This window comes from Hoeflea prorocentri (assembly GCF_027944115.1).
Taxonomy (GTDB): Bacteria; Pseudomonadota; Alphaproteobacteria; order Rhizobiales; family Rhizobiaceae; genus Hoeflea_A; species Hoeflea_A prorocentri.
Map to the genome: position 1 here is coordinate 1,870,904 of NZ_JAPJZI010000001.1, position 19,058 is coordinate 1,889,961.

The following is a 19,058-nucleotide window of genomic DNA, read 5'->3' on the forward strand; positions in this document are numbered from 1 at the left end:
CCCATTGCAAATCACAACAGGCCAACTTGAGTTTATTTCTCGGCTTGCTCCGCCGCGGCGAGCAGCTTGATGGAGCCGCCGGCCTTTTCGATTTTCTCGATGGCGGTCTTTGAAGCGCCGGCAACCTCAAGGGTGAGCTTGGCTTTCAACTCTCCATCTGAAAGGACGCGTACGCCGTCTTTTTCACGACGGATAACGCCAGCGTCCTTGAGAGCAGCAGCATCAACGGTCTTCTTTGCATCAAGCTTCTTGGCATCTACGGCCGCCTGTAGGCGCCCGACGGATACAACGTTGAAATTCTTGGCAAAAATATTCGTGAAGCCGCGCTTGGGAAGACGCCGGTAAATCGGCATCTGGCCGCCTTCAAAACCCTTGATGGCGACGCCCGAGCGGGATTTCTGACCCTTTACGCCGCGACCGCCGGTCTTGCCCTTGCCCGAGCCAATGCCGCGACCGACGCGCTTGTTGACCCTGGTGGCGCCTTCATTGTCACGAAGTTCATTCAGTTTCATCTTATCAACTCCCCTCAGCCTTCGTCGACGACGCGCACGAGGTGACTAACCTTGCGGATCATTCCGCGCACGGCCGGGGTATCTTCCAGCGTGCGGCGGCGATGCATCTTGTTGAGACCCAGACCGATGAGCGTCTGACGCTGGTCGGCCGGGCGGCGGATTGGGCTACCGGTCTGTTCGACGGTAACGGTCTTGCCTGTTTTCTTATCAGCCATATCGAACCGTGCCCTTACTCTTCATTGCCGACAATCGATGCACGGCGCGCCTGAAGCGTGGAATATTTGATGCCACGCTGGGCAGCAATATCCTTGGGGTGCATCTGGTGCTTGAGCGCATCGAACGTGGCGCGAACCATGTTGTACGGATTGGACGATCCGGTGGACTTGGCAACCACGTCCTGCATGCCGAGCGTTTCGAAAACGGCACGCATCGGTCCGCCTGCGATGATCCCGGTACCTGGCTTTGCCGAACGCAGGAGAACCTTGCCGGCGCCGTGACGGCCGCGCACATCATGGTGCAGCGTACGGCCGGAGCGCAGCGGAACAAAGATCATGTTGCGCTTGGCCGATTCTGTTGCCTTGCGGATTGCTTCCGGGACTTCACGGGCCTTGCCGTGTCCGAAACCAACTCTGCCTTTCTGATCGCCAACAACAACCAGTGCGGCAAATCCGAAACGGCGGCCGCCCTTGACGACCTTTGCCACGCGGTTGATGTGAACCAGCTTGTCGACAAATTCGCTGTCGCGTTCGTCGTCCCTACCGCGATTGTCGCGGCGCTGTTCTCTTGCCATTGTCCTTGTCCTTTTTCTTTTCCGGGTGCAACGGGCAGTTTGATTAGAAATTCAGTCCGGCTTCGCGCGCGGCATCCGCCAGCGCCTTGATCCGGCCATGATAAATGAATGCGCCGCGATCGAACACGACGTCCTTGACGCCGGCTTTCGAGGCGCGCTCTGCAACGAGCTTGCCGACGGCGGCGGCGGCATCCTTGTCAGCGCCGGTCTTCAACTTCTTGCGCAGATCGACATCGAGCGTCGAAGCGGCAACAATGGTGTTGCCGGCCACATCATCGATGATCTGTGCATAGATGTTCTTGGAAGAACGGTGAACAGAAAGGCGCGGACGGCCATTGGCCACGGCCTTGACCTGACGGCGGACACGCGCTGCACGACGCACAAGTACTTCTTTCCTGCTGGCCATTTTGCGTAATCCTTACTTCTTCTTGCCTTCTTTGCGGACAATCCGCTCTTCGGCATATTTCACACCCTTGCCCTTATAGGGTTCGGGTTTGCGGAAACCGCGGATCTTCGAGGCGACCTGGCCGACCTGTTGCTTGTCGATGCCGGTGACAACGATCTCGGTCGGCTTCGGGCAGGCAATCGAAATGCCGTCCGGAGCTTCAAAGATGACGTCATGGCTGTAACCCAGTGCAAGCTGAAGGTTCTTACCCTGCATGGCGGCACGATAACCAACACCGTTGATCTCGAGACGACGCTCGAAACCGTCAGTAACGCCTGTGATGATATTTTCGATCATCGTGCGCGACATGCCCCATTTGGAGCGCGCATCCTTGGATTGATCGACCGGAGACACCACAAGCTGGTTCTCCTCGAGTTTGACCAGAACCTCGTCATTGACGACAAAGCTCAGTTCACCCTTCGGTCCCTTGGCGGTGACCTTCTGTCCCTCGACGGTCGCAGTGACGCCGGCGGGAACGGAAACGGGCTTTTTACCGATACGAGACATTTTTCAAACCTGTCTGACCGTTATGGAGGACCGGCCACATCAGAAGATGTGACACAGAACCTCGCCACCTACATTCTGTTCGCGCGCCTCATGATCGGCCATCACACCTTTCGGGGTCGAAAGGATCGAGATGCCGAGGCCGTTCGCGACCTGCGGGATAGACTTGACCGAAACATAAACACGGCGGCCCGGCTTGGAGACACGAGAGATCTCGCGGATCACCGGTGTGCCTTCATAGTATTTGAGCTCGATGTTTATCTCGGACTTGCCGTTGTCGTAATTCACTTCCGAATATCCGCGGATGTAGCCCTCGGACTGCAGCACGTCCAGAACACGGGCGCGCAGCTTGGAAGCCGGAGTTGAAACGGTCGACTTGCGGCGGCCGTTCGCATTGCGGATACGGGTGAGCATATCGCCCAGCGGATCAGTCATTGCCATGTGCCTGTCTCCTTACCAGCTGGACTTGACGACGCCCGGAACGCGGCCGAGCGAGCCGAGCTCGCGAAGCGCGATACGGGAAAGTTTCAGCTTGCGGTAATAACCGCGCGGACGGCCGGAAACCTCACAACGGTTGCGGATGCGTGTCTTCGATCCGTCGCGGGGCAATTCGGCAAGCTTCAGCGTTGCCTTGAAACGCTCCTCGATGGGCGCTTCCTGGTCCTTGATGATCGCCTTCAGGGCCGCGCGTTTCGCGGCATGTGCCGCAACCGTGCGACGACGGCGCTTGTTCTTTTCGACTGCGCTAGCTTTAGCCATGTCAAATATCCTCTCTACGCTTGCCGTTACTGCCGAAACGGGAAGTTGAACTCTGCCAGCAGAGCCCGTGCCTCGTCGTCCGTCTTCGCAGTCGTACAAACGATGATATCCATGCCCCAGATCTGATCGACCTTGTCGTAGTCGATCTCCGGAAACACAATGTGTTCCTTGATGCCCATGGCAAAATTGCCATTGCCGTCAAAGCTTTTGGGGTTGAGGCCCCTAAAGTCACGGACGCGCGGCAGGGCAATGTTGACCAGCCTGTCCATGAATTCATACATGCGCGTCTGGCGCAGAGTCACCTTGGCGCCCAGCGGCATGGCTTCACGCACCTTAAAGCCGGCAATCGACTTGCGTGCATAGGTCACCACGGCCTTCTGGCCGGAAATCGCCGCCAGATCTTCCGCAGCCGCAGCCGGCTTCTTGGAATCATTGGTGGCTTCGCCAACACCCATGTTGATAACGATTTTCTCAACACGCGGAATTTCCATGATGTTCTTGTAGGAGAACTTCTCCAGCATCGCATCACGGATGCGCGCGCCATATTCTGTCTTGAGCCGTGGCTCGTAATTTGCCTCAGCCATCGATTACATCTCCTGAACGCTTTGCTACGCGAACCTTGCTTCCGTCGTCGTTGATCTTGAAGCCAACGCGGGTCGGTTTGCCGTCACTGCCGGCAATAGCCAGATTGGAAAGGTGCACCGAAGCTTCCTTGTTGACGATGCCGGCCTGCTGCGTCTGTGTCTGGCGCTGATGGCGCTTGACCATGTTGATGCCACTGACAAGCGCGCGGTTTTCTTTCGGCATGACCTTGATGACTTCACCGGTGCGGCCCTTGTCCTTACCGGTCAGCACAACGACACTGTCGCCTTTACGGATCTTCTGCATCGTTATCTCCTTAAAGAACTTCCGGCGCCAGCGAGATGATCTTCATGTGGCTCTTGGCGCGCAATTCGCGCGGAACCGGTCCGAAGATACGGGTGCCGATGGGCTCTTTCTTGTTATCGACCAGGACTGCCGCGTTTTTGTCGAATCGAATGACGCTGCCGTCCGCACGACGGATATCCTTGGCCGTGCGCACCACGACCGCTCTCATGACGTCACCCTTTTTAACGCGGCCGCGCGGGATCGCTTCCTTCACAGAGACGACGATGACGTCGCCTACGGATGCGTATTTCCGCTTCGAGCCGCCCAGCACCTTGATGCACATGACACGACGGGCACCGGAATTATCGGCGACGTCGAGGTTTGTTTGCATCTGAATCATGTCAGACCGCCTTCTTTAACTGATCCGGGGATTGTCTAGCGCCCCGGCGATTTCATTGTTCTTTTGCCTGGCGGAAAGCCTATTCGGTTACAACCGTCCAGCGCTTGTCCTTTGAGATCGGCGCGCATTCCTGGATGGAAACGGCATCACCGGTCTTGTATGCGTTCTTTTCATCATGCGCCTTGTACTTTTTCGAGCGGCGCACGATTTTCTGAAACATCGGGTGGGCAAAACGACGCTCGACCTTAACAACGACTGTCTTGTCGTTTTTGTCGCTGACGACGGTGCCCTGCAGAATGCGTTTTGGCATTTTCTTGTTGGTCCTCAGGCCTTGGCTTCTGCCGCCTTCTGGCGGGCAATTGTCTTGATGCGAGCGATATCGCGGCGAACTTCCTTCACGCGCGACGTCTTTTCGAGCTGCCCGGTGGCTTTCTGAAAGCGCAGGTTGAACTGCTCCTTCTTGAGCTTGGCGAGTTCATCGCTGAGTTCATCAGCGCTCATTGCACGAACATCTGCGGATTTCATGATCTCTTCCTACTCTGCAATGCGCTGTACGAAGCGGGTCTTGACCGAGAGCTTGGCAGCGCCAAGGCGCAATGCCTCGCGTGCGATTTCCTCGCTGACACCGTCAATTTCGAACATGATCCTGCCCGGCTTAACCTTGCAGGCCCAATAGTCGACGGAGCCCTTGCCCTTACCCATACGCACTTCGGTCGGCTTCGAGGTGACCGGAACGTCAGGGAAGATACGAATCCAAACGCGACCTGCACGCTTCATGTGACGGGTGATCGCACGGCGGGCAGCCTCGATCTGACGTGCATTCACACGATCGGGCTCCTGGGCTTTCAGACCGTAAGAGCCGAAATTGAGGCTCGAGCCACCTTTGGCGACGCCCTTGATACGGCCTTTGTGCTGCTTGCGAAACTTCGTACGCTTTGGCTGCAACATTTTCTTGTTCTCCGAACTGGCTTACGCGCGATTGCTTAAGCGTTTTCGCGACGACGTCCGCCACCGCCCTGATTGTCACTTTCCGTTGCCCGGCGCTCAGAGGCCATCGGATCGTGCTCAAGGATTTCTCCCTTGAAGATCCAGACCTTGATACCGCACACGCCGTAGGCCGTGTGTGCTTCGGCTGTGCCGTAATCAATGTCGGCGCGCAGTGTGTGAAGCGGCACACGACCTTCGCGGTACCATTCCGTACGGGCAATTTCCGCTCCACCGAGGCGGCCGCCACAGGTAATACGGATGCCTTCAGCGCCAAGGCGCATGGCCGACTGGACCGCGCGCTTCATCGCGCGGCGGAATGCGACACGGCGCTCAAGCTGCTGTGCGATCGACTGCGCAACAAGCGTCGCATCGGTTTCCGGCTTGCGAACCTCGACGATATTGAGGTGCGTTTCCGAATTGGTCATGACCGACAGTTTGCGGCGCAGTTTCTCAATATCCGCGCCCTTCTTGCCGATGATCAGACCCGGACGGGCCGAGTGGATCGAAACGCGGCACTTCTTGTGCGGACGCTCGATGACAACCTTCGAGATCGCGGCCTGCTTCAGTTCTTTCGTCAGGTAATCGCGGATCTGCAGGTCTTCCTGCAAAAGGTCGCCATATTCGCCCTTTTCCGCGAACCAACGGGAGTCCCAGGTACGGTTGATGCCGAGGCGAAGACCGATCGGATTGATTTTTTGGCCCATTACGCGGCCTCCTCTTTTTCCTCGACTTCGCGGACGATGATCGTCAGGTGCGAAAACGGTTTTTCAATGCGTGACGCGCGACCACGTCCACGAGCACGAAAGCGTTTCATGACGATCGACTTGCCGACATAGGCTTCGGCAACGATCAGCGAGTCGACATCGAGATCATGGTTGTTCTCGGCATTGGCAACTGCCGATTCCAACGTCTTCTTGACGGTCTCGGAGATGCGCTTGCGCGAGAATTCGAGGTCCGCAAGGGCACGCTCTACCTTCTTGCCGCGGATCATCGCCGCCACGAGATTAAGCTTCTGCGGGCTGACGCGGAGCGTTCGGGCAACCGCTTTTGCCTCGTTGTCCTTTAGCCGGCGCTCGGCCTTGGCCTTGCCCATTGCTACTTCCTCTTCGCTTTCTTGTCGGCCCCGTGGCCGTAATAGGTACGGGTCGGGGAGAATTCACCGAGTTTGTGCCCGACCATGTCTTCCGACACGGAAACGGGAATGTGCTTGCTTCCGTTGTAGACGCCAAAGGTCAAGCCAACGAACTGAGGCAGAATGGTGGAGCGACGGCTCCACGTCTTGATCACCTCATTGCGGCCGCTTTCGCGAACCTTCTCAGCTTTCTTGAGAAGATAACCGTCAACAAACGGACCTTTCCAAACTGAACGAGCCACTTGAGACTTCCTCTCTTATTTCTTGCGCTGATGACGGGAGCGCATGATGAACTTGTCGGTCTGCTTGTTCGACCGTGTACGCTTGCCCTTGGTGGGCTTACCCCATGGGGTGACCGGATGGCGGCCACCGGAGGTACGCCCTTCACCACCACCATGCGGGTGATCAATCGGGTTCATGACAACACCGCGCACGCTCGGGCGTTTGCCGAGCCAGCGGGAGCGTCCGGCCTTGCCGTCGTTGCGGTTGGCATTGTCCGGGTTGGACACAGCACCAACCGTTGCGAGGCAGCTTCCCGGAACAAGGCGCTGCTCACCGGAGTTCAACCGCAGGATCGCCATGCCCTGGTCGCGGCCAACGAGCTGAACATAGGTACCGGCGGAACGGGCGATCTGGCCGCCCTTTTCGGGCTTCATCTCGACATTGTGGACAATCGTGCCGACCGGCATGGACTGCAGCGGCATGGTGTTGCCCGGCTTCACGTCGACAGCCGACCGGGATGAGATGACCTTGTCGCCAACCGAAAGACGCTGCGGCGCCAGGATATAGGCCAGCTCATCGTCGGAATATCTGATCAAAGCGATGAAGGCCGTGCGGTTGGGATCGTATTCCAGGCGCTCAACGGTGCCTTCGACATCAAACTTGCGACGCTTGAAGTCGACCACGCGGTAGGTGCGCTTGTGACCGCCACCACGATGGCGAACCGTCATGCGGCCGGCATTGTTCCGGCCACCTTTCGAGCTCAAGCCTTCCGTCAGTGACTTGACCGGCTTACCCTTGTAAAGGCCCGAACGATCGACAATCACCAACTGACGCTGGCTCGGTGTCGTGGGCTTGAAAGATTTCAGTGCCATTTGTCTTATTCTTTCCTTTGGGCTTGCCGTCAAAGACCGGTGGTGACGTCAACGGATTCACCGTCGACCAGGGTCACAACCGCTTTCTTGACGTCGTTCTGCCGGCCCTTGGTGCCGCGGAAACGCTTGACCTTGCCCTTGCGAACGAGCGTGTTGACCGATTTGACCTTCACGCCAAAAAGCGCCTCGACAGCGGCCTTGATCTCTGGCTTTGTCGCTGTCTTTGCGACGTTGAACACAACCTGGTTCTGTTCCGACACCAGTGTGGACTTCTCAGTAATCACCGGAGAGGTGATGACATCATAGTGGCGAAGATCCGTCATTTGAACCGCTCCTCGAGAGCCTCAACTGCAGCCTTGGAAAGCACCAGCTTGCCGCGACGCAGAATGTCGTAAACATTGATGCCTTGAACCGGCAACACATCCACATTGGGAATGTTCTGTGCGGCGAGCTTGAAATTATTGTCGAGCTCAGCGCCGCCGATAAAGAGAGCGTTGGACACGCCGAGTTTTTCAAGTGAACCACTCAGTGCCTTGGTCTTCGGCTCCTTTGCCGCCAGTTCGTCAACGACGATCAGGCTTTCGTCACGAAGCTTGGCCGACAGCGCATGGCGCAGGGCAAGTGAGCGAACCTTTTTCGGAAGGCCATGCTCATGGCTGCGGACAACCGGGCCGTGGGCTTTGCCGCCGCCGCGGAACTGCGGAGCGCGGGCCGACGAATGCCGCGCGCGGCCCGTTCCCTTTTGCCGGAACATTTTTGCACCGGTACGGGAGATCTCCGAACGTCCCTTGGTCTTGTGCGTGCCCTGCTGTTTGCGGGCAAGCTGCCAGCGGACCATGCGCTGGAGAATATCCTGACGCGGCTCAAGTCCGAAAACGGTATCGGAGAGCGACACCTTACCGGCAGCCTTGCCTTCGAGGGTTGTTACCTTCAGGTCCATTATTCGGCTCCCTCAGTTGCTGCTTCAGCCGGAGCACTCTCCGCGGCCGCAACGGCGGCGCGAAGGCCTGCCGGTTTCGGCGCATCGTCCGGAATTGGAGCCTTGATGGCATCCTTGACGAGGATCCAGGCCCCCTTGGAGCCGGGTACGGCGCCCTTGACGAGGATCAAACCACGGTCGCTGTCCGTCGATACGACTTCAAGGTTCTGAGTCGTCACGCGGGTGCTACCCATGTGTCCGGCCATTCTCTTGCCCTTGAAAACCTTGCCCGGGTCCTGACACTGACCGGTCGAACCATGTGAGCGGTGAGAGATGGACACACCGTGCGTGGCGCGCAGGCCGCCAAAATTGTGGCGTTTCATGGCGCCGGCAAAACCTTTACCAACGCTGGTCCCCGTGACGTCTACCTTCTGTCCGGCAACAAAATGCTCGGCTGTGATCTCGGCACCGACGTCAAGCATATTGTCCTCAGAGACGCGGAACTCGGCAAGCTTGGCCTTCGGCTCAACCTTGGCGGCGGCAAAATGACCGCGCATCGGCTTGCTGGTGTTCTTGGCCTTGGCGATGCCGACACCGAGTTGGACGGCGGTGTAGCCGTTCTTATCTTCTGTACGCTGGGCAACAACCTGGCAGTTCTGGAGACGCAAAACGGTCACCGGAACGTGCTCACCGGCGTCATTGTAGACCCGGGTCATTCCCACTTTCTGTGCTATCACACCTGAACGCATTGGTTCGTCCTTGTCGTAGTTTGGGTCCGGTCTTGCGCGAAGTTCCATTTCGGTTTTTCGCAACCGGGCCCAGAGACTGCCCGTTAAAGCTTGATTTCCACGTCTACCCCGGCGGCCAGATCGAGCTTCATAAGAGCATCGACCGTCTGGGGTGTGGGGTCCACGATGTCGAGAAGGCGCTTGTGCGTGCGCATTTCGAACTGCTCGCGGCTTTTCTTGTCGATGTGCGGCGACCGGTTGACGGTGAACTTTTCGATCCGCGTGGGGAGCGGAACCGGTCCACGCACACTTGCACCGGTGCGCTTGGCCGTCGACACGATTTCGCGCGTGGAGGCATCGAGAATCCGATGATCAAACGCCTTGAGGCGGATACGGATATTCTGGCCGTTCATTCGACTTATCCTTAGTTCAAAGACTGATAATCAGCCCAAATCTCATTGCTTGCGGTTCACACCGCCGGTTTTGCAAAATGCGCCGGAGAGTCCGGCGCATTTTGCGTTTCATATCGGTTTATTCAGTAATGCTTGCGACGATGCCGGCGCCGACGGTACGGCCGCCTTCGCGGATGGCAAAGCGGAGCTTTTCTTCCATCGCAATCGGAACGATCAGCTCAACGTCAACCGTCACATTGTCGCCCGGCATAACCATCTCGGTGCCCTCTGGAAGCGTCACAACACCCGTCACATCCGTCGTGCGGAAGTAAAACTGAGGACGGTAGTTGGTAAAGAACGGCGTATGACGCCCACCCTCTTCCTTCGTCAGAATGTAAGCCTCAGCCTTGAACTTCGTGTGCGGCGTAACAGAACCCGGCTTGCAAAGAACCTGGCCACGCTCAACACCCTCACGGTCAACACCGCGAAGAAGTGCACCGATGTTGTCGCCGGCCTGACCCTGGTCAAGAAGCTTGCGGAACATCTCAACGCCCGTGCACGTCGTCTTCGTCGTGTCGCGGATGCCGACAATCTCAATCTCGTCACCGACATTGATGATGCCGCGCTCAACACGACCCGTCACAACCGTACCACGGCCCGAAATCGAGAACACATCCTCAATCGGCATCAGGAAAGGCTGGTCAATCGGACGCTCAGGCGTCGGAATGTACTCGTCAACCTGCGCCATCAGCTCACGAACGGCATCCTCGCCGATCTCCTTGTTGCTGTCTTCAAGAGCAGCAAGCGCAGAACCCTTGACGATCGGAATATCGTCGCCCGGGAACTCATAGGTGTCCAGAAGCTCACGCACTTCCATCTCGACAAGCTCAAGAAGCTCCTCGTCGTCAACCTGGTCAACCTTGTTGAGGAAAACAACAATCGCAGGAACACCAACCTGACGGGCAAGAAGAATGTGCTCGCGGGTCTGAGGCATCGGACCGTCGGCAGCCGATACAACCAGAATGGCGCCGTCCATCTGCGCAGCACCGGTGATCATGTTCTTCACATAGTCTGCGTGGCCAGGGCAGTCGACGTGCGCATAGTGACGGTTGTCCGTCTCATACTCAACGTGAGCCGTCGAAATCGTGATGCCGCGCGCGCGCTCTTCAGGCGCTCCGTCAATCTCATCATAAGCCTTGAAGTCGCCAAAGAACTTCGTAATCGCTGCCGTCAAAGACGTCTTGCCATGGTCAACATGACCAATCGTGCCGATGTTCACATGCGGCTTATTTCTCTCAAACTTGCCTTTCGCCATTTTCGGCTCTCCATTTCTTCAGGCCCTTGCGGGACCGATTTCCTCATTTGCTGCCCGATACGAAATCAGGCGTATTTTTCCTGAATTTCCTGCGCCACATTGTTCGGAACAGCGGCGTAGTGATCGAACTGCATTGTGTACTGGGCGCGGCCCTGCGACATCGAACGCAAATTGTCGACATATTTGAACATGTTCGCCAGCGGCACGTGGGCATTGATGACCACGGCGACACCGCGAACTTCCTGACCCTGGATCTGACCACGGCGGGAGTTCAGATCACCGATCACGTCACCCACATATTCCTCCGGCGTAACAACCTCGACCTTCATGATCGGCTCGAGAAGCTGCGCACCGGCTTTCTGAGCGCCTTCACGGAAAGCAGCGCGGGCTGCGATCTCGAAGGCCAGAACCGAGGAGTCGACATCGTGGTAGGCTCCATCGATCAGCGTTGCCTTGACGCCAAGCATCGGGAAGCCGGCGAGCGGACCGGACGACAGCACGCTCTGGATACCCTTTTGAACACCGGGAATATATTCTTTCGGCACGTTACCGCCGACAATCTTCGAAACGAATTCGAACTCTTCGCTGTCCGGGTTGGGTTCGAAGACGATCTTGACGCGTGCGAACTGACCGGAACCGCCAGACTGCTTCTTGTGCGTGTAGTCGATTTCGGCTTCGCGGGTGATTGTCTCGCGATAGGCAACCTGCGGCGCACCGATATTGGCTTCGACCTTGAACTCGCGTTTCATGCGGTCGACGAGAATATCGAGGTGAAGCTCGCCCATGCCTGCGATGATGGTCTGACCGGATTCCTCATCCGATTTGACGCGGAATGAAGGATCTTCGGCAGCAAGACGGTTGAGCGCTGTGCCCATCTTTTCCTGGTCGCCCTTAGTCTTCGGCTCGATGGCGATCTGGATAACCGGCTCCGGGAACTCCATGCGCTCAAGAATGACCGGCTTCAGCGGATCGCAAAGCGTATCGCCTGTTGTCGTCTCCTTGAGACCAGCCAAGGCAACGATGTCACCAGCATAGGCAATGTCGATGTCTTCACGGCTGTTGGAGTGCATCTGCAGCATGCGGCCTACGCGCTCACGCTTGTCCTTGACCGTGTTGAGCACGGACGAACCCTTTTCGATCTTGCCCGAATAGATGCGTGCAAAGGTGAGCGAGCCGACGAAAGGGTCATTCATCACCTTGAACGCGAGCATGGAAAGCGGCTCATCGTCGGAAGCGGCGCGGCTAATTTCCTCTTCGGTCTTTACATCGATTCCCTTGATGGCGGGGATATCGATCGGGCTCGGCAGATACTCGACAACAGCGTCGAGCAGCGGCTGGACACCCTTGTTCTTGAAGGCACTGCCGCAGAACATCGGGTAGAAATCGACGTTGATGGTGCCCTGACGAACGAGCGCGCGGATCTCGTCATTGGTCGGCATATTGCCTTCCAGGTACGATTCCATGGCTGCCTCGTCGATCTCGACAACGGTCTCGATCAGTTTCTCGCGATATTCCTCGGCCTGATCCTTCAGGTCGTCCGGAATTTCAACGACGTCCCACTGTGCACCGAGCGACTCATCACGCCAGACAAGCGCGTTCATCTCGATAAGATCAACAACGCCCTTGAAGTCGCTTTCAGCGCCGATCGGAAGCTGCATGACAACCGGGGTGGCACCGAGGCGCGAACCGACCATTTCAACAGAGCGGAAGAAGTCCGCACCGATCTTGTCCATTTTGTTGCAGAAGATCATGCGCGGGACATTGTATTTGTCCGCCTGACGCCAGACCGTTTCGGTCTGAGGCTCTACACCGGCATTGGCATCGAGCAGAGCCACCGCACCGTCAAGCACACGCAGCGAACGCTCGACCTCGATGGTGAAGTCGACGTGTCCGGGTGTGTCGATGATGTTGAAGCGGCGCATATTGCCGTCGCGACCCTTCCAGAACGTGGTCGTTGCGGCGGAGGTGATCGTAATGCCGCGCTCCTGCTCCTGCTCCATCCAGTCCATGGTGGCAGCGCCGTCGTGGACTTCACCGATTTTGTGCGACTTGCCCGTGTAGTACAGGATGCGCTCGGTGGTCGTCGTCTTGCCGGCGTCGATATGCGCCATGATGCCGAAATTGCGATAGTCTTCAATTGCGTATTCGCGGGCCATTTCAGTGCCTTTCAGTGCAAATGTCGTGTGCGACGCTTACCAGCGATAATGGGAGAAAGCGCGGTTGGCGTCGGCCATCTTGTGCGTGTCTTCGCGCTTCTTGACCGCGTTGCCACGATTGTTGGCCGCATCCATGAGTTCGCCGGACAGGCGCTCGACCATGGTGGACTCGTTACGGCTACGGGCAGCGCTGATCAGCCAGCGGATAGCAAGCGCCTGACGGCGCTCGGGACGCACATCGACGGGGACCTGATATGTGGCGCCACCAACGCGGCGGGAGCGAACCTCGACCTGGGGCGCAACATTTTCAAGAGCGGAATGGAATGTACCAACCGGCTCCTGCTTGGTCTTTTCTTCGATTGCATCGAAAGCACCGTAAACGATGCTCTCGGCTACGGATTTCTTGCCATCGAGCATGATGGCATTCATGAATTTTGTGATCACCAGATCGCCGAATTTAGGATCCGGGTTAATCTCACGTTTTTCTGCTCTGTGACGTCGGGACATGCTTTTGTCTCTCAACTACCGTCGGATGCGAGACGCCCCTGCGCCACGATCCGAACTGATTTCTTACTTCGGACGTTTGGCGCCGTATTTCGAGCGGCGTTGTTTGCGGTCTTTTACACCCTGGGTGTCGAGAACGCCGCGGATGATATGATAACGCACACCCGGAAGGTCCTTCACGCGACCGCCGCGGATCATCACCACCGAGTGCTCCTGAAGGTTGTGGCCTTCACCCGGGATATAACCAATGACCTCAAAGCCGTTGGTCAAACGGATCTTGGCAACCTTGCGCAGCGCCGAGTTCGGCTTCTTCGGCGTGGTTGTATAAACGCGCGTGCAAACGCCACGTTTTTGCGGGTTGGCCTCAAGAGCCGGAACCTTGTTTCGCTTAACCGGCACCTGGCGCGGTTTGCGGATCAACTGGTTTACGGTAGGCATTCAACCTTCCTTTTAAACAAAACCTTCAATGCTCTTTCGAGCGCTCCCACGCGCCGATTCCATGCGCAAAACGGGCAAACCCGCACCAAGGCGGCTTGCCCTAAATTCGGCAGAGGACACGATGAACCGTGTCGTGCATGCAGCATTTAATCAACGTGCTATAAGAACCGTGTCTGAGGCGAACTTCAGGACGAGTCATCCCGAACCAGCAAGCCTCACATCAGCTCTGGTGGCCGCTAGATACTTATTTGGTCCGATGCCGTCAAGTGCCTTGCGGAAAATATCTCCACCAAGGGCTTCATACCCCGTAATTTAGGAGAAATCGGGGCGTGGCGGGCGTTTCAGCAAGTCCTCATGTTGCAAAACCCAAGCCGAGGGCGCAGAAGGGATCAACATGCCCTGCCCCGCATGTCGCCTGCCGGCAACCTGCGGGGAATCACCTCACTTTATTGAAGGACACCCGGCTATGAGCGCATCGGATTACGAGGACGGCGAGACCCAGACGGTATTTGTCATTATCGGCCGCGCCTTTCAGGAAAAGGGTGGCGAGCCGATAGACCTTCATATCATGCTTTGTGCACCGGATGACGATACCGCCGTACGCAATGCCCTTAATGCGCTCGCGCAGGAAGGTTATGAGGAAGCCGAACTCGATCAGATCGGTGTGCTCGACGGTATGCCCGACGAAGAACCGCATGCTTCTGCGTTCCAGGGTGCAATGGAAGGTGAAGTCGCAATCATCACGCTTTAGCCATTTCGAGACGACAATAAAAAACCCCGGCGCAAACCGGGGTTTTTTTATTCGTTCTGCGTCCGGGACTAGTCGCCAGCCGTAACCTTCTCGGCTTCGGCCGACAGGTCGGCAAGCATTGGGCCAGCCTCTTCCAGGCCGGATGTCTTCTTGCGTTCTTCCAGGATCAGGTCGTCGCGCGAGGTGGCAATGCGGCGAATCTGGTTCATCGCTCCGCCCGTACCGGCCGGGATCAGCCGACCGACGATGACGTTTTCCTTCAGACCCTGCAACGCGTCCATCTTGCCTGCAACGGCAGCTTCGGTCAGCACCTTGGTGGTTTCCTGGAAGGAAGCCGCCGAGATGAAAGACGGTGTCTGCAGCGATGCCTTGGTAATGCCGAGCAGCACCGGATCTCCGACCGCCGGCTTCTTGCCTTCCTCGGCAAGACGTTCATTGGCGATATCGAGCTCGATACGGTCGACATTGTCGCCGACAATATAGGCCGAATCTCCAGCGTCGGTGATTTCAACCTTCTGCAGCATCTGGCGGACAATCACCTCGATGTGCTTGTCGTTGATGACAACACCCTGAAGCCTGTAGACCTCCTGGATCTCGTTGACGAGATAGGACGCAAGCGCCTCGACGCCCTTGATGGCAAGGATGTCGTGCGGGGCCGGATTGCCGTCTAGGATGTAGTCACCCTTTTCAATGGCATCACCGTCCTGAAGATGGAACGGCTTGCCTTTCGGGATCAGATACTCGGCGGGCTCGGCACCCTCTTCATGCGGTTCGATGACGATCCGGCGCTTGTTCTTGTAGTCGCGACCGAACCGGATGGTTCCATCGATCTCCGCGATGATGGCGTGATCCTTGGGGCGGCGCGCTTCGAACAGCTCGGCAACACGCGGCAGACCGCCGGTGATGTCCTTGGTCTTGGCGCTTTCCAGCGGAACACGGGCAAGAACGTCGCCCTCGGACACCTTGGAGCCTGGCTCAACGGAAAGGATCGCGTCCACGGAAAGCAGGAACCGGGCCTCGCCACCACGGCTGAGCTTGGCGACCTTGCCCTTGCTGTCCTTGATGACAATCGCAGGCTTGAGGTCTGTGCCACGCGGCGTCGAACGCCAGTCAATAACCTGACGCTTGGTAATGCCGGTTGTCTCGTCGGTTGCTTCCGAAACCGAGACGCCATCGACGACGTCTTCGAATTCAACCGTTCCGGCAACTTCCGTCATCATCGGACGGGTATAGGGATCCCACTCGGCCAGACGCTGACCGCGTTTCACCTCGTCGCCATCGTCGACGAAGATACGCGAACCGTAGGCAACACGCTGCGAAGAGCGCTCAACATCCTGTTCGTCCAGAATCTGGATCGCCATGCTGCGGCCCATGGCAACGAGGTTGCCTTCGGAGTTACGCAGGATATTGCGGTTCTTGATACGGACCTTACCCTCATAGGATGCTTCCAGGAACGACTGGTCGACCACGGTTGCGGTTCCGCCGAGGTGGAAGGTGCGCATGGTGAGCTGAGTGCCCGGCTCGCCGATCGACTGAGCGGCAATGACGCCGACGGCTTCGCCGATATTAACCGGCGTTCCGCGGGCCAGGTCGCGGCCGTAGCACGTGCCGCACACGCCGCTCTGGACTTCACAGGTCAGAGCCGAACGAATCTTCACCGACTGAACGTTGGCGGCCTCGATGGCGGCGACATCCGTTTCTTCGATCATCGTTCCGGCCGTGACCAGAACGTCGCCCGTCTGCGGATGCACAATATCTTCCAACGCTGTGCGTCCGAGGACACGCTGACCGATCGATGCAACCACCTGACCGGCGTCGACAATGGCAGTCATTGTCAGGCCACTCTCGGTTCCGCAGTCGTTCTGCGTGACGATGCAGTCCTGCGCAACATCAACCAGGCGACGGGTCAGATATCCCGAGTTGGCGGTTTTCAAGGCGGTGTCCGCAAGACCCTTACGGGCGCCGTGCGTCGAGTTGAAGTACTCGTTCACGGTCAGGCCTTCCTTGAAGTTCGACGTAATCGGCGTTTCGATGATCTCGCCGGACGGCTTGGCCATCAGGCCGCGCATGCCGCCGAGCTGACGCATCTGGTTCGGCGAACCACGGGCGCCGGAGTGGCTCATCATGTAGATGGAATTCATCGGCTTTTGACGACCGTCATCATCGAATTCCACCGCCTTGATGCGGCCCATCATTTCATCGGCGACCTTTTCGGTTGCCTTGCCCCAGGCATCGACGACCTTGTTGTACTTTTCGCCCTGGGTGATCAGGCCGTCATTGTACTGCTGCTCATATTCCTTGACGAGCATTTCGGTCTCGTTGACGATCTTGGCCTTGGCAGCCGGGATCACCATGTCGTCCTTGCCGAAGGAAATGCCGGCGCGGCAGGCGTGACCGAAGCCAAGCTGCATGATGCGGTCGCAGAAGATAACCGTCTCTTTCTGACCGCAGTGGCGATAGACCGTGTCGATCATCTTGGAGATGTTCTTCTTGGTCATTTCCTGGTTGCAGATGTCGAACGGCACATTCACATTGCGCGGCAGCAACTCGCCGATGATCATGCGACCGGGTGTCGTGTCGTGGATCATGGAGACTTCATTGCCTTCCTCATCCACGGTCTTGAACCGGCCCTTGATCTTGGCGTGCAGGGTGACGACCTTGTTTTCCAACGCGTGGTGCAATTCGCCCATATCGGCAAAGACCATGCCCTCGCCCGGCTCGTTCTCATTGACGATCGAGAGATAGTAAAGCCCGAGAACCATATCTTGAGACGGCACGATAATCGGTGCGCCGTTGGCAGGGTGCAGGATGTTGTTGGTCGACATCATCAACACGCGTGCTTCGAGCTGTGCTTCCAGCGACAGCGGCACATGGACCGCCATCTGGTCGCCGTCGAAGTCGGCATTGAAGGCTGTGCAGACCAGCGGGTGAAGCTGGATCGCCTTGCCTTCAACAAGAACCGGTTCGAACGCCTGAATGCCCAACCGGTGCAGGGTCGGCGCACGGTTCAGGAGAACCGGGTGTTCACGGATAACCTCGTCCAGAATATCCCAGACTTCCGGTTTTTCCTTCTCGACCAGCTTCTTGGCCTGTTTGACGGTGGACGAATAGCCCTTTGCGTCAAGACGCGCGTAGATGAACGGCTTGAACAGTTCGAGCGCCATCTTTTTCGGCAAGCCGCACTGGTGCAGCTTGAGCTCCGGACCAGTCACGATGACCGAACGGCCGGAATAGTCCACGCGCTTGCCGAGCAGGTTCTGACGGAACCGGCCCTGCTTGCCCTTGAGCATGTCGGACAGCGATTTCAGCGGGCGCTTGTTGGCGCCGGTGATGACACGTCCGCGGCGGCCATTGTCGAAGAGCGCATCAACCGATTCCTGCAGCATGCGCTTTTCATTTCGGATAATGATACCCGGCGCACGCAGCTCGATCAGCCGCTTGAGGCGGTTGTTCCGGTTGATCACACGGCGGTAGAGATCATTCAGATCCGAGGTTGCGAACCGGCCGCCATCCAGCGGAACCAGCGGACGCAGATCCGGCGGAATGACTGGAACGACTTTGAGGATCATCCACTCCGGGCGGTTGCCGGATTCGATGAAATTCTCAACCAGCTTCAGCCGCTTCATCAGCTTCTTGGTCTTCAGCTCCGAAGACGTCGCCGCAAGCTCGTCGCGTGTATCGACAGCGATCTTTTCAAGATCCATCGCCGCCAGAAGCTCGAAGATCGCTTCGGCGCCGATCATGGCGGTAAAGGCGTCCTCACCGAATTCATCGACGGCCAGCATGAAGTCTTCTTCCGACAGAAGCTGATTTTCCTTCAGCGACGTCAGGCCCGGCTCGGTGACAATGTAGTTCTCGAAATAAAGAACGCGCTCGATGTCCTTCAGGGTCATGTCGAGCAGTGTTCCGATGCGGCTCGGCAGCGACTTCAGGAACCAGATGTGAGCGACCGGCGCGGCCAGCTCAATGTGGCCCATGCGCTCCCGGCGCACCCGCGAAAGCGTGACTTCAACGCCGCATTTTTCGCAGATGATGCCTTTATATTTCATGCGCTTGTACTTGCCGCAAAGGCATTCGTAGTCCTTGATCGGACCGAAGATACGCGCACAGAAAAGGCCGTCACGCTCGGGCTTGAACGTACGGTAGTTGATTGTCTCCGGCTTCTTGATCTCGCCGTAGGACCAGGAGAGTATCTTCTCCGGCGATGCAATCGATATCCGGATGGAATCGAAGGTCTGCACCGGAGCCTGCGGATTGAAAAGGTTCATGACCTCTTGGTTCATGCCTGTCTCCTTCGTGGGGCGTGGCCCCTTTTTGGACGGTGTGCGGACCAGCCTGACTTACCGCTTTCCGTCTGAAATAGTC

Annotated in this window: 27 protein-coding genes; 1 reads left to right on the forward strand and 26 read right to left on the reverse strand. The window is 57.5% G+C overall.

The features are described 5' to 3' along the window. Positions 1 to 32: 32 nt before the first annotated feature. From rplO to rpsL, 25 genes are all read right to left on the reverse strand, one after another. Positions 33 to 512, reverse strand: coding sequence for a 50S ribosomal protein L15 (gene rplO, locus OQ273_RS08700; protein WP_267990056.1), 480 nt, complete (start codon positions 510 to 512; stop codon positions 33 to 35). Positions 513 to 526: 14 nt separating this feature from the next. After that, positions 527 to 727 carry a 50S ribosomal protein L30 gene (gene rpmD / locus OQ273_RS08705; RefSeq protein WP_267990057.1) on the reverse strand — a complete coding sequence of 67 codons (201 nt, stop codon included), beginning with the start codon at positions 725 to 727 and terminating at the stop codon, positions 527 to 529. A 14-nt stretch (positions 728 to 741) separates the two neighbouring features. Continuing rightward, positions 742 to 1,302 (reverse strand): 30S ribosomal protein S5, encoded by a 561-nt coding sequence (gene rpsE, locus OQ273_RS08710; protein ID WP_267990058.1) that lies wholly within the window; start codon positions 1,300 to 1,302, stop codon positions 742 to 744. A gap of 43 nt (positions 1,303 to 1,345) precedes the next feature. Then, positions 1,346 to 1,708: a 50S ribosomal protein L18 gene (gene rplR, locus OQ273_RS08715; protein ID WP_267990059.1), complete on the reverse strand. Its 363-nt coding sequence runs from the start codon at positions 1,706 to 1,708 to the stop codon at positions 1,346 to 1,348. A 12-nt stretch (positions 1,709 to 1,720) separates the two neighbouring features. Further along, positions 1,721 to 2,254 (reverse strand): 50S ribosomal protein L6, encoded by a 534-nt coding sequence (gene rplF, locus OQ273_RS08720; protein ID WP_267990060.1) that lies wholly within the window; start codon positions 2,252 to 2,254, stop codon positions 1,721 to 1,723. A 39-nt stretch (positions 2,255 to 2,293) separates the two neighbouring features. Next, entirely contained in the window at positions 2,294 to 2,692 is a 399-nt protein-coding gene (gene rpsH / locus OQ273_RS08725) for a 30S ribosomal protein S8 (protein ID WP_267990061.1), read from the reverse strand. Positions 2,693 to 2,704: 12 nt separating this feature from the next. Beyond that, complete coding sequence (gene rpsN, locus OQ273_RS08730) at positions 2,705 to 3,010, reverse strand: 30S ribosomal protein S14 (RefSeq protein WP_267990062.1); 306 nt, start codon at positions 3,008 to 3,010, stop codon at positions 2,705 to 2,707. 26 nt (positions 3,011 to 3,036) lie between these two features. Further along, complete coding sequence (gene rplE, locus OQ273_RS08735; protein WP_267990063.1) at positions 3,037 to 3,594, reverse strand: 50S ribosomal protein L5; 558 nt, start codon at positions 3,592 to 3,594, stop codon at positions 3,037 to 3,039. Next, entirely contained in the window at positions 3,587 to 3,898 is a 312-nt protein-coding gene (gene rplX, locus OQ273_RS08740) for a 50S ribosomal protein L24 (RefSeq protein WP_267990064.1), read from the reverse strand. The genes rplE and rplX overlap by 8 nt, the downstream gene beginning before the upstream one ends. A gap of 10 nt (positions 3,899 to 3,908) precedes the next feature. After that, the gene (gene rplN / locus OQ273_RS08745; RefSeq protein WP_267990065.1) at positions 3,909 to 4,277 is read right to left on the reverse strand and encodes a 50S ribosomal protein L14; all 369 of its coding nucleotides are present in this window, start codon (positions 4,275 to 4,277) and stop codon (positions 3,909 to 3,911) included. 79 nt (positions 4,278 to 4,356) lie between these two features. Further along, the gene (gene rpsQ, locus OQ273_RS08750) at positions 4,357 to 4,587 is read right to left on the reverse strand and encodes a 30S ribosomal protein S17 (protein WP_267990066.1); all 231 of its coding nucleotides are present in this window, start codon (positions 4,585 to 4,587) and stop codon (positions 4,357 to 4,359) included. 14 nt (positions 4,588 to 4,601) lie between these two features. After that, on the reverse strand, positions 4,602 to 4,802 hold the full coding sequence (gene rpmC / locus OQ273_RS08755; protein ID WP_267990067.1) for a 50S ribosomal protein L29: 201 nt from the start codon (positions 4,800 to 4,802) through the stop codon (positions 4,602 to 4,604). Positions 4,803 to 4,811: 9 nt separating this feature from the next. Continuing rightward, the gene (gene rplP / locus OQ273_RS08760) at positions 4,812 to 5,225 is read right to left on the reverse strand and encodes a 50S ribosomal protein L16 (RefSeq protein ID WP_267990068.1); all 414 of its coding nucleotides are present in this window, start codon (positions 5,223 to 5,225) and stop codon (positions 4,812 to 4,814) included. Between the two features lie 35 nt (positions 5,226 to 5,260). Continuing rightward, a complete protein-coding gene (gene rpsC / locus OQ273_RS08765; protein WP_267990069.1) occupies positions 5,261 to 5,968 on the reverse strand; it encodes a 30S ribosomal protein S3 in 708 nt (235 codons plus the stop codon). Then, on the reverse strand, positions 5,968 to 6,357 hold the full coding sequence (gene rplV / locus OQ273_RS08770; RefSeq protein ID WP_267990070.1) for a 50S ribosomal protein L22: 390 nt from the start codon (positions 6,355 to 6,357) through the stop codon (positions 5,968 to 5,970). Before rplV ends, rpsC begins: the two co-directional genes overlap by 1 nt. Before the next feature lie 2 nt (positions 6,358 to 6,359). Continuing rightward, entirely contained in the window at positions 6,360 to 6,638 is a 279-nt protein-coding gene (gene rpsS / locus OQ273_RS08775) for a 30S ribosomal protein S19 (RefSeq protein ID WP_267990071.1), read from the reverse strand. Between the two features lie 15 nt (positions 6,639 to 6,653). After that, the gene (rplB, locus tag OQ273_RS08780) at positions 6,654 to 7,490 is read right to left on the reverse strand and encodes a 50S ribosomal protein L2 (protein ID WP_267990072.1); all 837 of its coding nucleotides are present in this window, start codon (positions 7,488 to 7,490) and stop codon (positions 6,654 to 6,656) included. 29 nt (positions 7,491 to 7,519) lie between these two features. Continuing rightward, complete coding sequence (locus OQ273_RS08785) at positions 7,520 to 7,813, reverse strand: 50S ribosomal protein L23 (protein ID WP_267990073.1); 294 nt, start codon at positions 7,811 to 7,813, stop codon at positions 7,520 to 7,522. Next, positions 7,810 to 8,430: a 50S ribosomal protein L4 gene (gene rplD / locus OQ273_RS08790; RefSeq protein WP_267990074.1), complete on the reverse strand. Its 621-nt coding sequence runs from the start codon at positions 8,428 to 8,430 to the stop codon at positions 7,810 to 7,812. Before rplD ends, OQ273_RS08785 begins: the two co-directional genes overlap by 4 nt. Next, positions 8,430 to 9,158, reverse strand: a complete 729-nt coding sequence (rplC, locus tag OQ273_RS08795; protein ID WP_267990075.1) for a 50S ribosomal protein L3 — start codon at positions 9,156 to 9,158, stop codon at positions 8,430 to 8,432. The genes rplD and rplC overlap by 1 nt, the downstream gene beginning before the upstream one ends. A gap of 83 nt (positions 9,159 to 9,241) precedes the next feature. Further along, positions 9,242 to 9,550 (reverse strand): 30S ribosomal protein S10, encoded by a 309-nt coding sequence (rpsJ, locus tag OQ273_RS08800; protein WP_003547547.1) that lies wholly within the window; start codon positions 9,548 to 9,550, stop codon positions 9,242 to 9,244. Positions 9,551 to 9,668: 118 nt separating this feature from the next. Then, positions 9,669 to 10,844, reverse strand: a complete 1,176-nt coding sequence (tuf, locus tag OQ273_RS08805; protein ID WP_267990076.1) for an elongation factor Tu — start codon at positions 10,842 to 10,844, stop codon at positions 9,669 to 9,671. Between the two features lie 65 nt (positions 10,845 to 10,909). After that, positions 10,910 to 13,000: an elongation factor G gene (gene fusA, locus OQ273_RS08810; RefSeq protein WP_267990077.1), complete on the reverse strand. Its 2,091-nt coding sequence runs from the start codon at positions 12,998 to 13,000 to the stop codon at positions 10,910 to 10,912. 36 nt (positions 13,001 to 13,036) lie between these two features. Next, the gene (rpsG, locus tag OQ273_RS08815; protein WP_267990078.1) at positions 13,037 to 13,507 is read right to left on the reverse strand and encodes a 30S ribosomal protein S7; all 471 of its coding nucleotides are present in this window, start codon (positions 13,505 to 13,507) and stop codon (positions 13,037 to 13,039) included. A 63-nt stretch (positions 13,508 to 13,570) separates the two neighbouring features. Beyond that, positions 13,571 to 13,942, reverse strand: a complete 372-nt coding sequence (rpsL, locus tag OQ273_RS08820) for a 30S ribosomal protein S12 (RefSeq protein WP_267990079.1) — start codon at positions 13,940 to 13,942, stop codon at positions 13,571 to 13,573. 466 nt (positions 13,943 to 14,408) lie between these two features. Between rpsL and OQ273_RS08825 the strand changes: the two genes are divergently transcribed. Continuing rightward, on the forward strand, positions 14,409 to 14,693 hold the full coding sequence (locus tag OQ273_RS08825) for a transcriptional regulator (protein ID WP_267990080.1): 285 nt from the start codon (positions 14,409 to 14,411) through the stop codon (positions 14,691 to 14,693). 68 nt (positions 14,694 to 14,761) lie between these two features. Here OQ273_RS08825 and rpoC read toward each other — a convergent pair whose 3' ends face one another. Continuing rightward, entirely contained in the window at positions 14,762 to 18,976 is a 4,215-nt protein-coding gene (gene rpoC / locus OQ273_RS08830; RefSeq protein ID WP_267990081.1) for a DNA-directed RNA polymerase subunit beta', read from the reverse strand. Positions 18,977 to 19,058: the final 82 nt, after the last annotated feature.

What these genes read in the sequence shown, in the direction of transcription:
- rplV (WP_267990070.1), bottom strand. Translation starts at nt 6,357, where the DNA reads ATGGGCAAGGCCAAGGCCGAGCGCCGGCTAAAGGACAACGAGGCAAAA.
- rpmC (WP_267990067.1), bottom strand. Translation starts at nt 4,802, where the DNA reads ATGAAATCCGCAGATGTTCGTGCAATGAGCGCTGATGAACTCAGCGAT.
- fusA (WP_267990077.1), bottom strand. Translation starts at nt 13,000, where the DNA reads ATGGCCCGCGAATACGCAATTGAAGACTATCGCAATTTCGGCATCATG.
- rplO (WP_267990056.1), bottom strand. Translation starts at nt 512, where the DNA reads ATGAAACTGAATGAACTTCGTGACAATGAAGGCGCCACCAGGGTCAAC.
- rpsH (WP_267990061.1), bottom strand. Translation starts at nt 2,692, where the DNA reads ATGGCAATGACTGATCCGCTGGGCGATATGCTCACCCGTATCCGCAAT.
- OQ273_RS08825 (WP_267990080.1), top strand. Translation starts at nt 14,409, where the DNA reads ATGAGCGCATCGGATTACGAGGACGGCGAGACCCAGACGGTATTTGTC.
- rpoC (WP_267990081.1), bottom strand. Translation starts at nt 18,976, where the DNA reads ATGAACCAAGAGGTCATGAACCTTTTCAATCCGCAGGCTCCGGTGCAG.
- rpsJ (WP_003547547.1), bottom strand. Translation starts at nt 9,550, where the DNA reads ATGAACGGCCAGAATATCCGTATCCGCCTCAAGGCGTTTGATCATCGG.
- rplR (WP_267990059.1), bottom strand. Translation starts at nt 1,708, where the DNA reads ATGGCCAGCAGGAAAGAAGTACTTGTGCGTCGTGCAGCGCGTGTCCGC.
- rplC (WP_267990075.1), bottom strand. Translation starts at nt 9,158, where the DNA reads ATGCGTTCAGGTGTGATAGCACAGAAAGTGGGAATGACCCGGGTCTAC.
- rpmD (WP_267990057.1), bottom strand. Translation starts at nt 727, where the DNA reads ATGGCTGATAAGAAAACAGGCAAGACCGTTACCGTCGAACAGACCGGT.
- rplB (WP_267990072.1), bottom strand. Translation starts at nt 7,490, where the DNA reads ATGGCACTGAAATCTTTCAAGCCCACGACACCGAGCCAGCGTCAGTTG.
- OQ273_RS08785 (WP_267990073.1), bottom strand. Translation starts at nt 7,813, where the DNA reads ATGACGGATCTTCGCCACTATGATGTCATCACCTCTCCGGTGATTACT.
- rplF (WP_267990060.1), bottom strand. Translation starts at nt 2,254, where the DNA reads ATGTCTCGTATCGGTAAAAAGCCCGTTTCCGTTCCCGCCGGCGTCACT.
- rpsG (WP_267990078.1), bottom strand. Translation starts at nt 13,507, where the DNA reads ATGTCCCGACGTCACAGAGCAGAAAAACGTGAGATTAACCCGGATCCT.
- rplN (WP_267990065.1), bottom strand. Translation starts at nt 4,277, where the DNA reads ATGATTCAGATGCAAACAAACCTCGACGTCGCCGATAATTCCGGTGCC.
- rplD (WP_267990074.1), bottom strand. Translation starts at nt 8,430, where the DNA reads ATGGACCTGAAGGTAACAACCCTCGAAGGCAAGGCTGCCGGTAAGGTG.
- rpsQ (WP_267990066.1), bottom strand. Translation starts at nt 4,587, where the DNA reads ATGCCAAAACGCATTCTGCAGGGCACCGTCGTCAGCGACAAAAACGAC.
- rpsC (WP_267990069.1), bottom strand. Translation starts at nt 5,968, where the DNA reads ATGGGCCAAAAAATCAATCCGATCGGTCTTCGCCTCGGCATCAACCGT.
- rpsL (WP_267990079.1), bottom strand. Translation starts at nt 13,942, where the DNA reads ATGCCTACCGTAAACCAGTTGATCCGCAAACCGCGCCAGGTGCCGGTT.
- tuf (WP_267990076.1), bottom strand. Translation starts at nt 10,844, where the DNA reads ATGGCGAAAGGCAAGTTTGAGAGAAATAAGCCGCATGTGAACATCGGC.
- rplE (WP_267990063.1), bottom strand. Translation starts at nt 3,594, where the DNA reads ATGGCTGAGGCAAATTACGAGCCACGGCTCAAGACAGAATATGGCGCG.
- rplX (WP_267990064.1), bottom strand. Translation starts at nt 3,898, where the DNA reads ATGCAGAAGATCCGTAAAGGCGACAGTGTCGTTGTGCTGACCGGTAAG.
- rplP (WP_267990068.1), bottom strand. Translation starts at nt 5,225, where the DNA reads ATGTTGCAGCCAAAGCGTACGAAGTTTCGCAAGCAGCACAAAGGCCGT.
- rpsE (WP_267990058.1), bottom strand. Translation starts at nt 1,302, where the DNA reads ATGGCAAGAGAACAGCGCCGCGACAATCGCGGTAGGGACGACGAACGC.
- rpsN (WP_267990062.1), bottom strand. Translation starts at nt 3,010, where the DNA reads ATGGCTAAAGCTAGCGCAGTCGAAAAGAACAAGCGCCGTCGTCGCACG.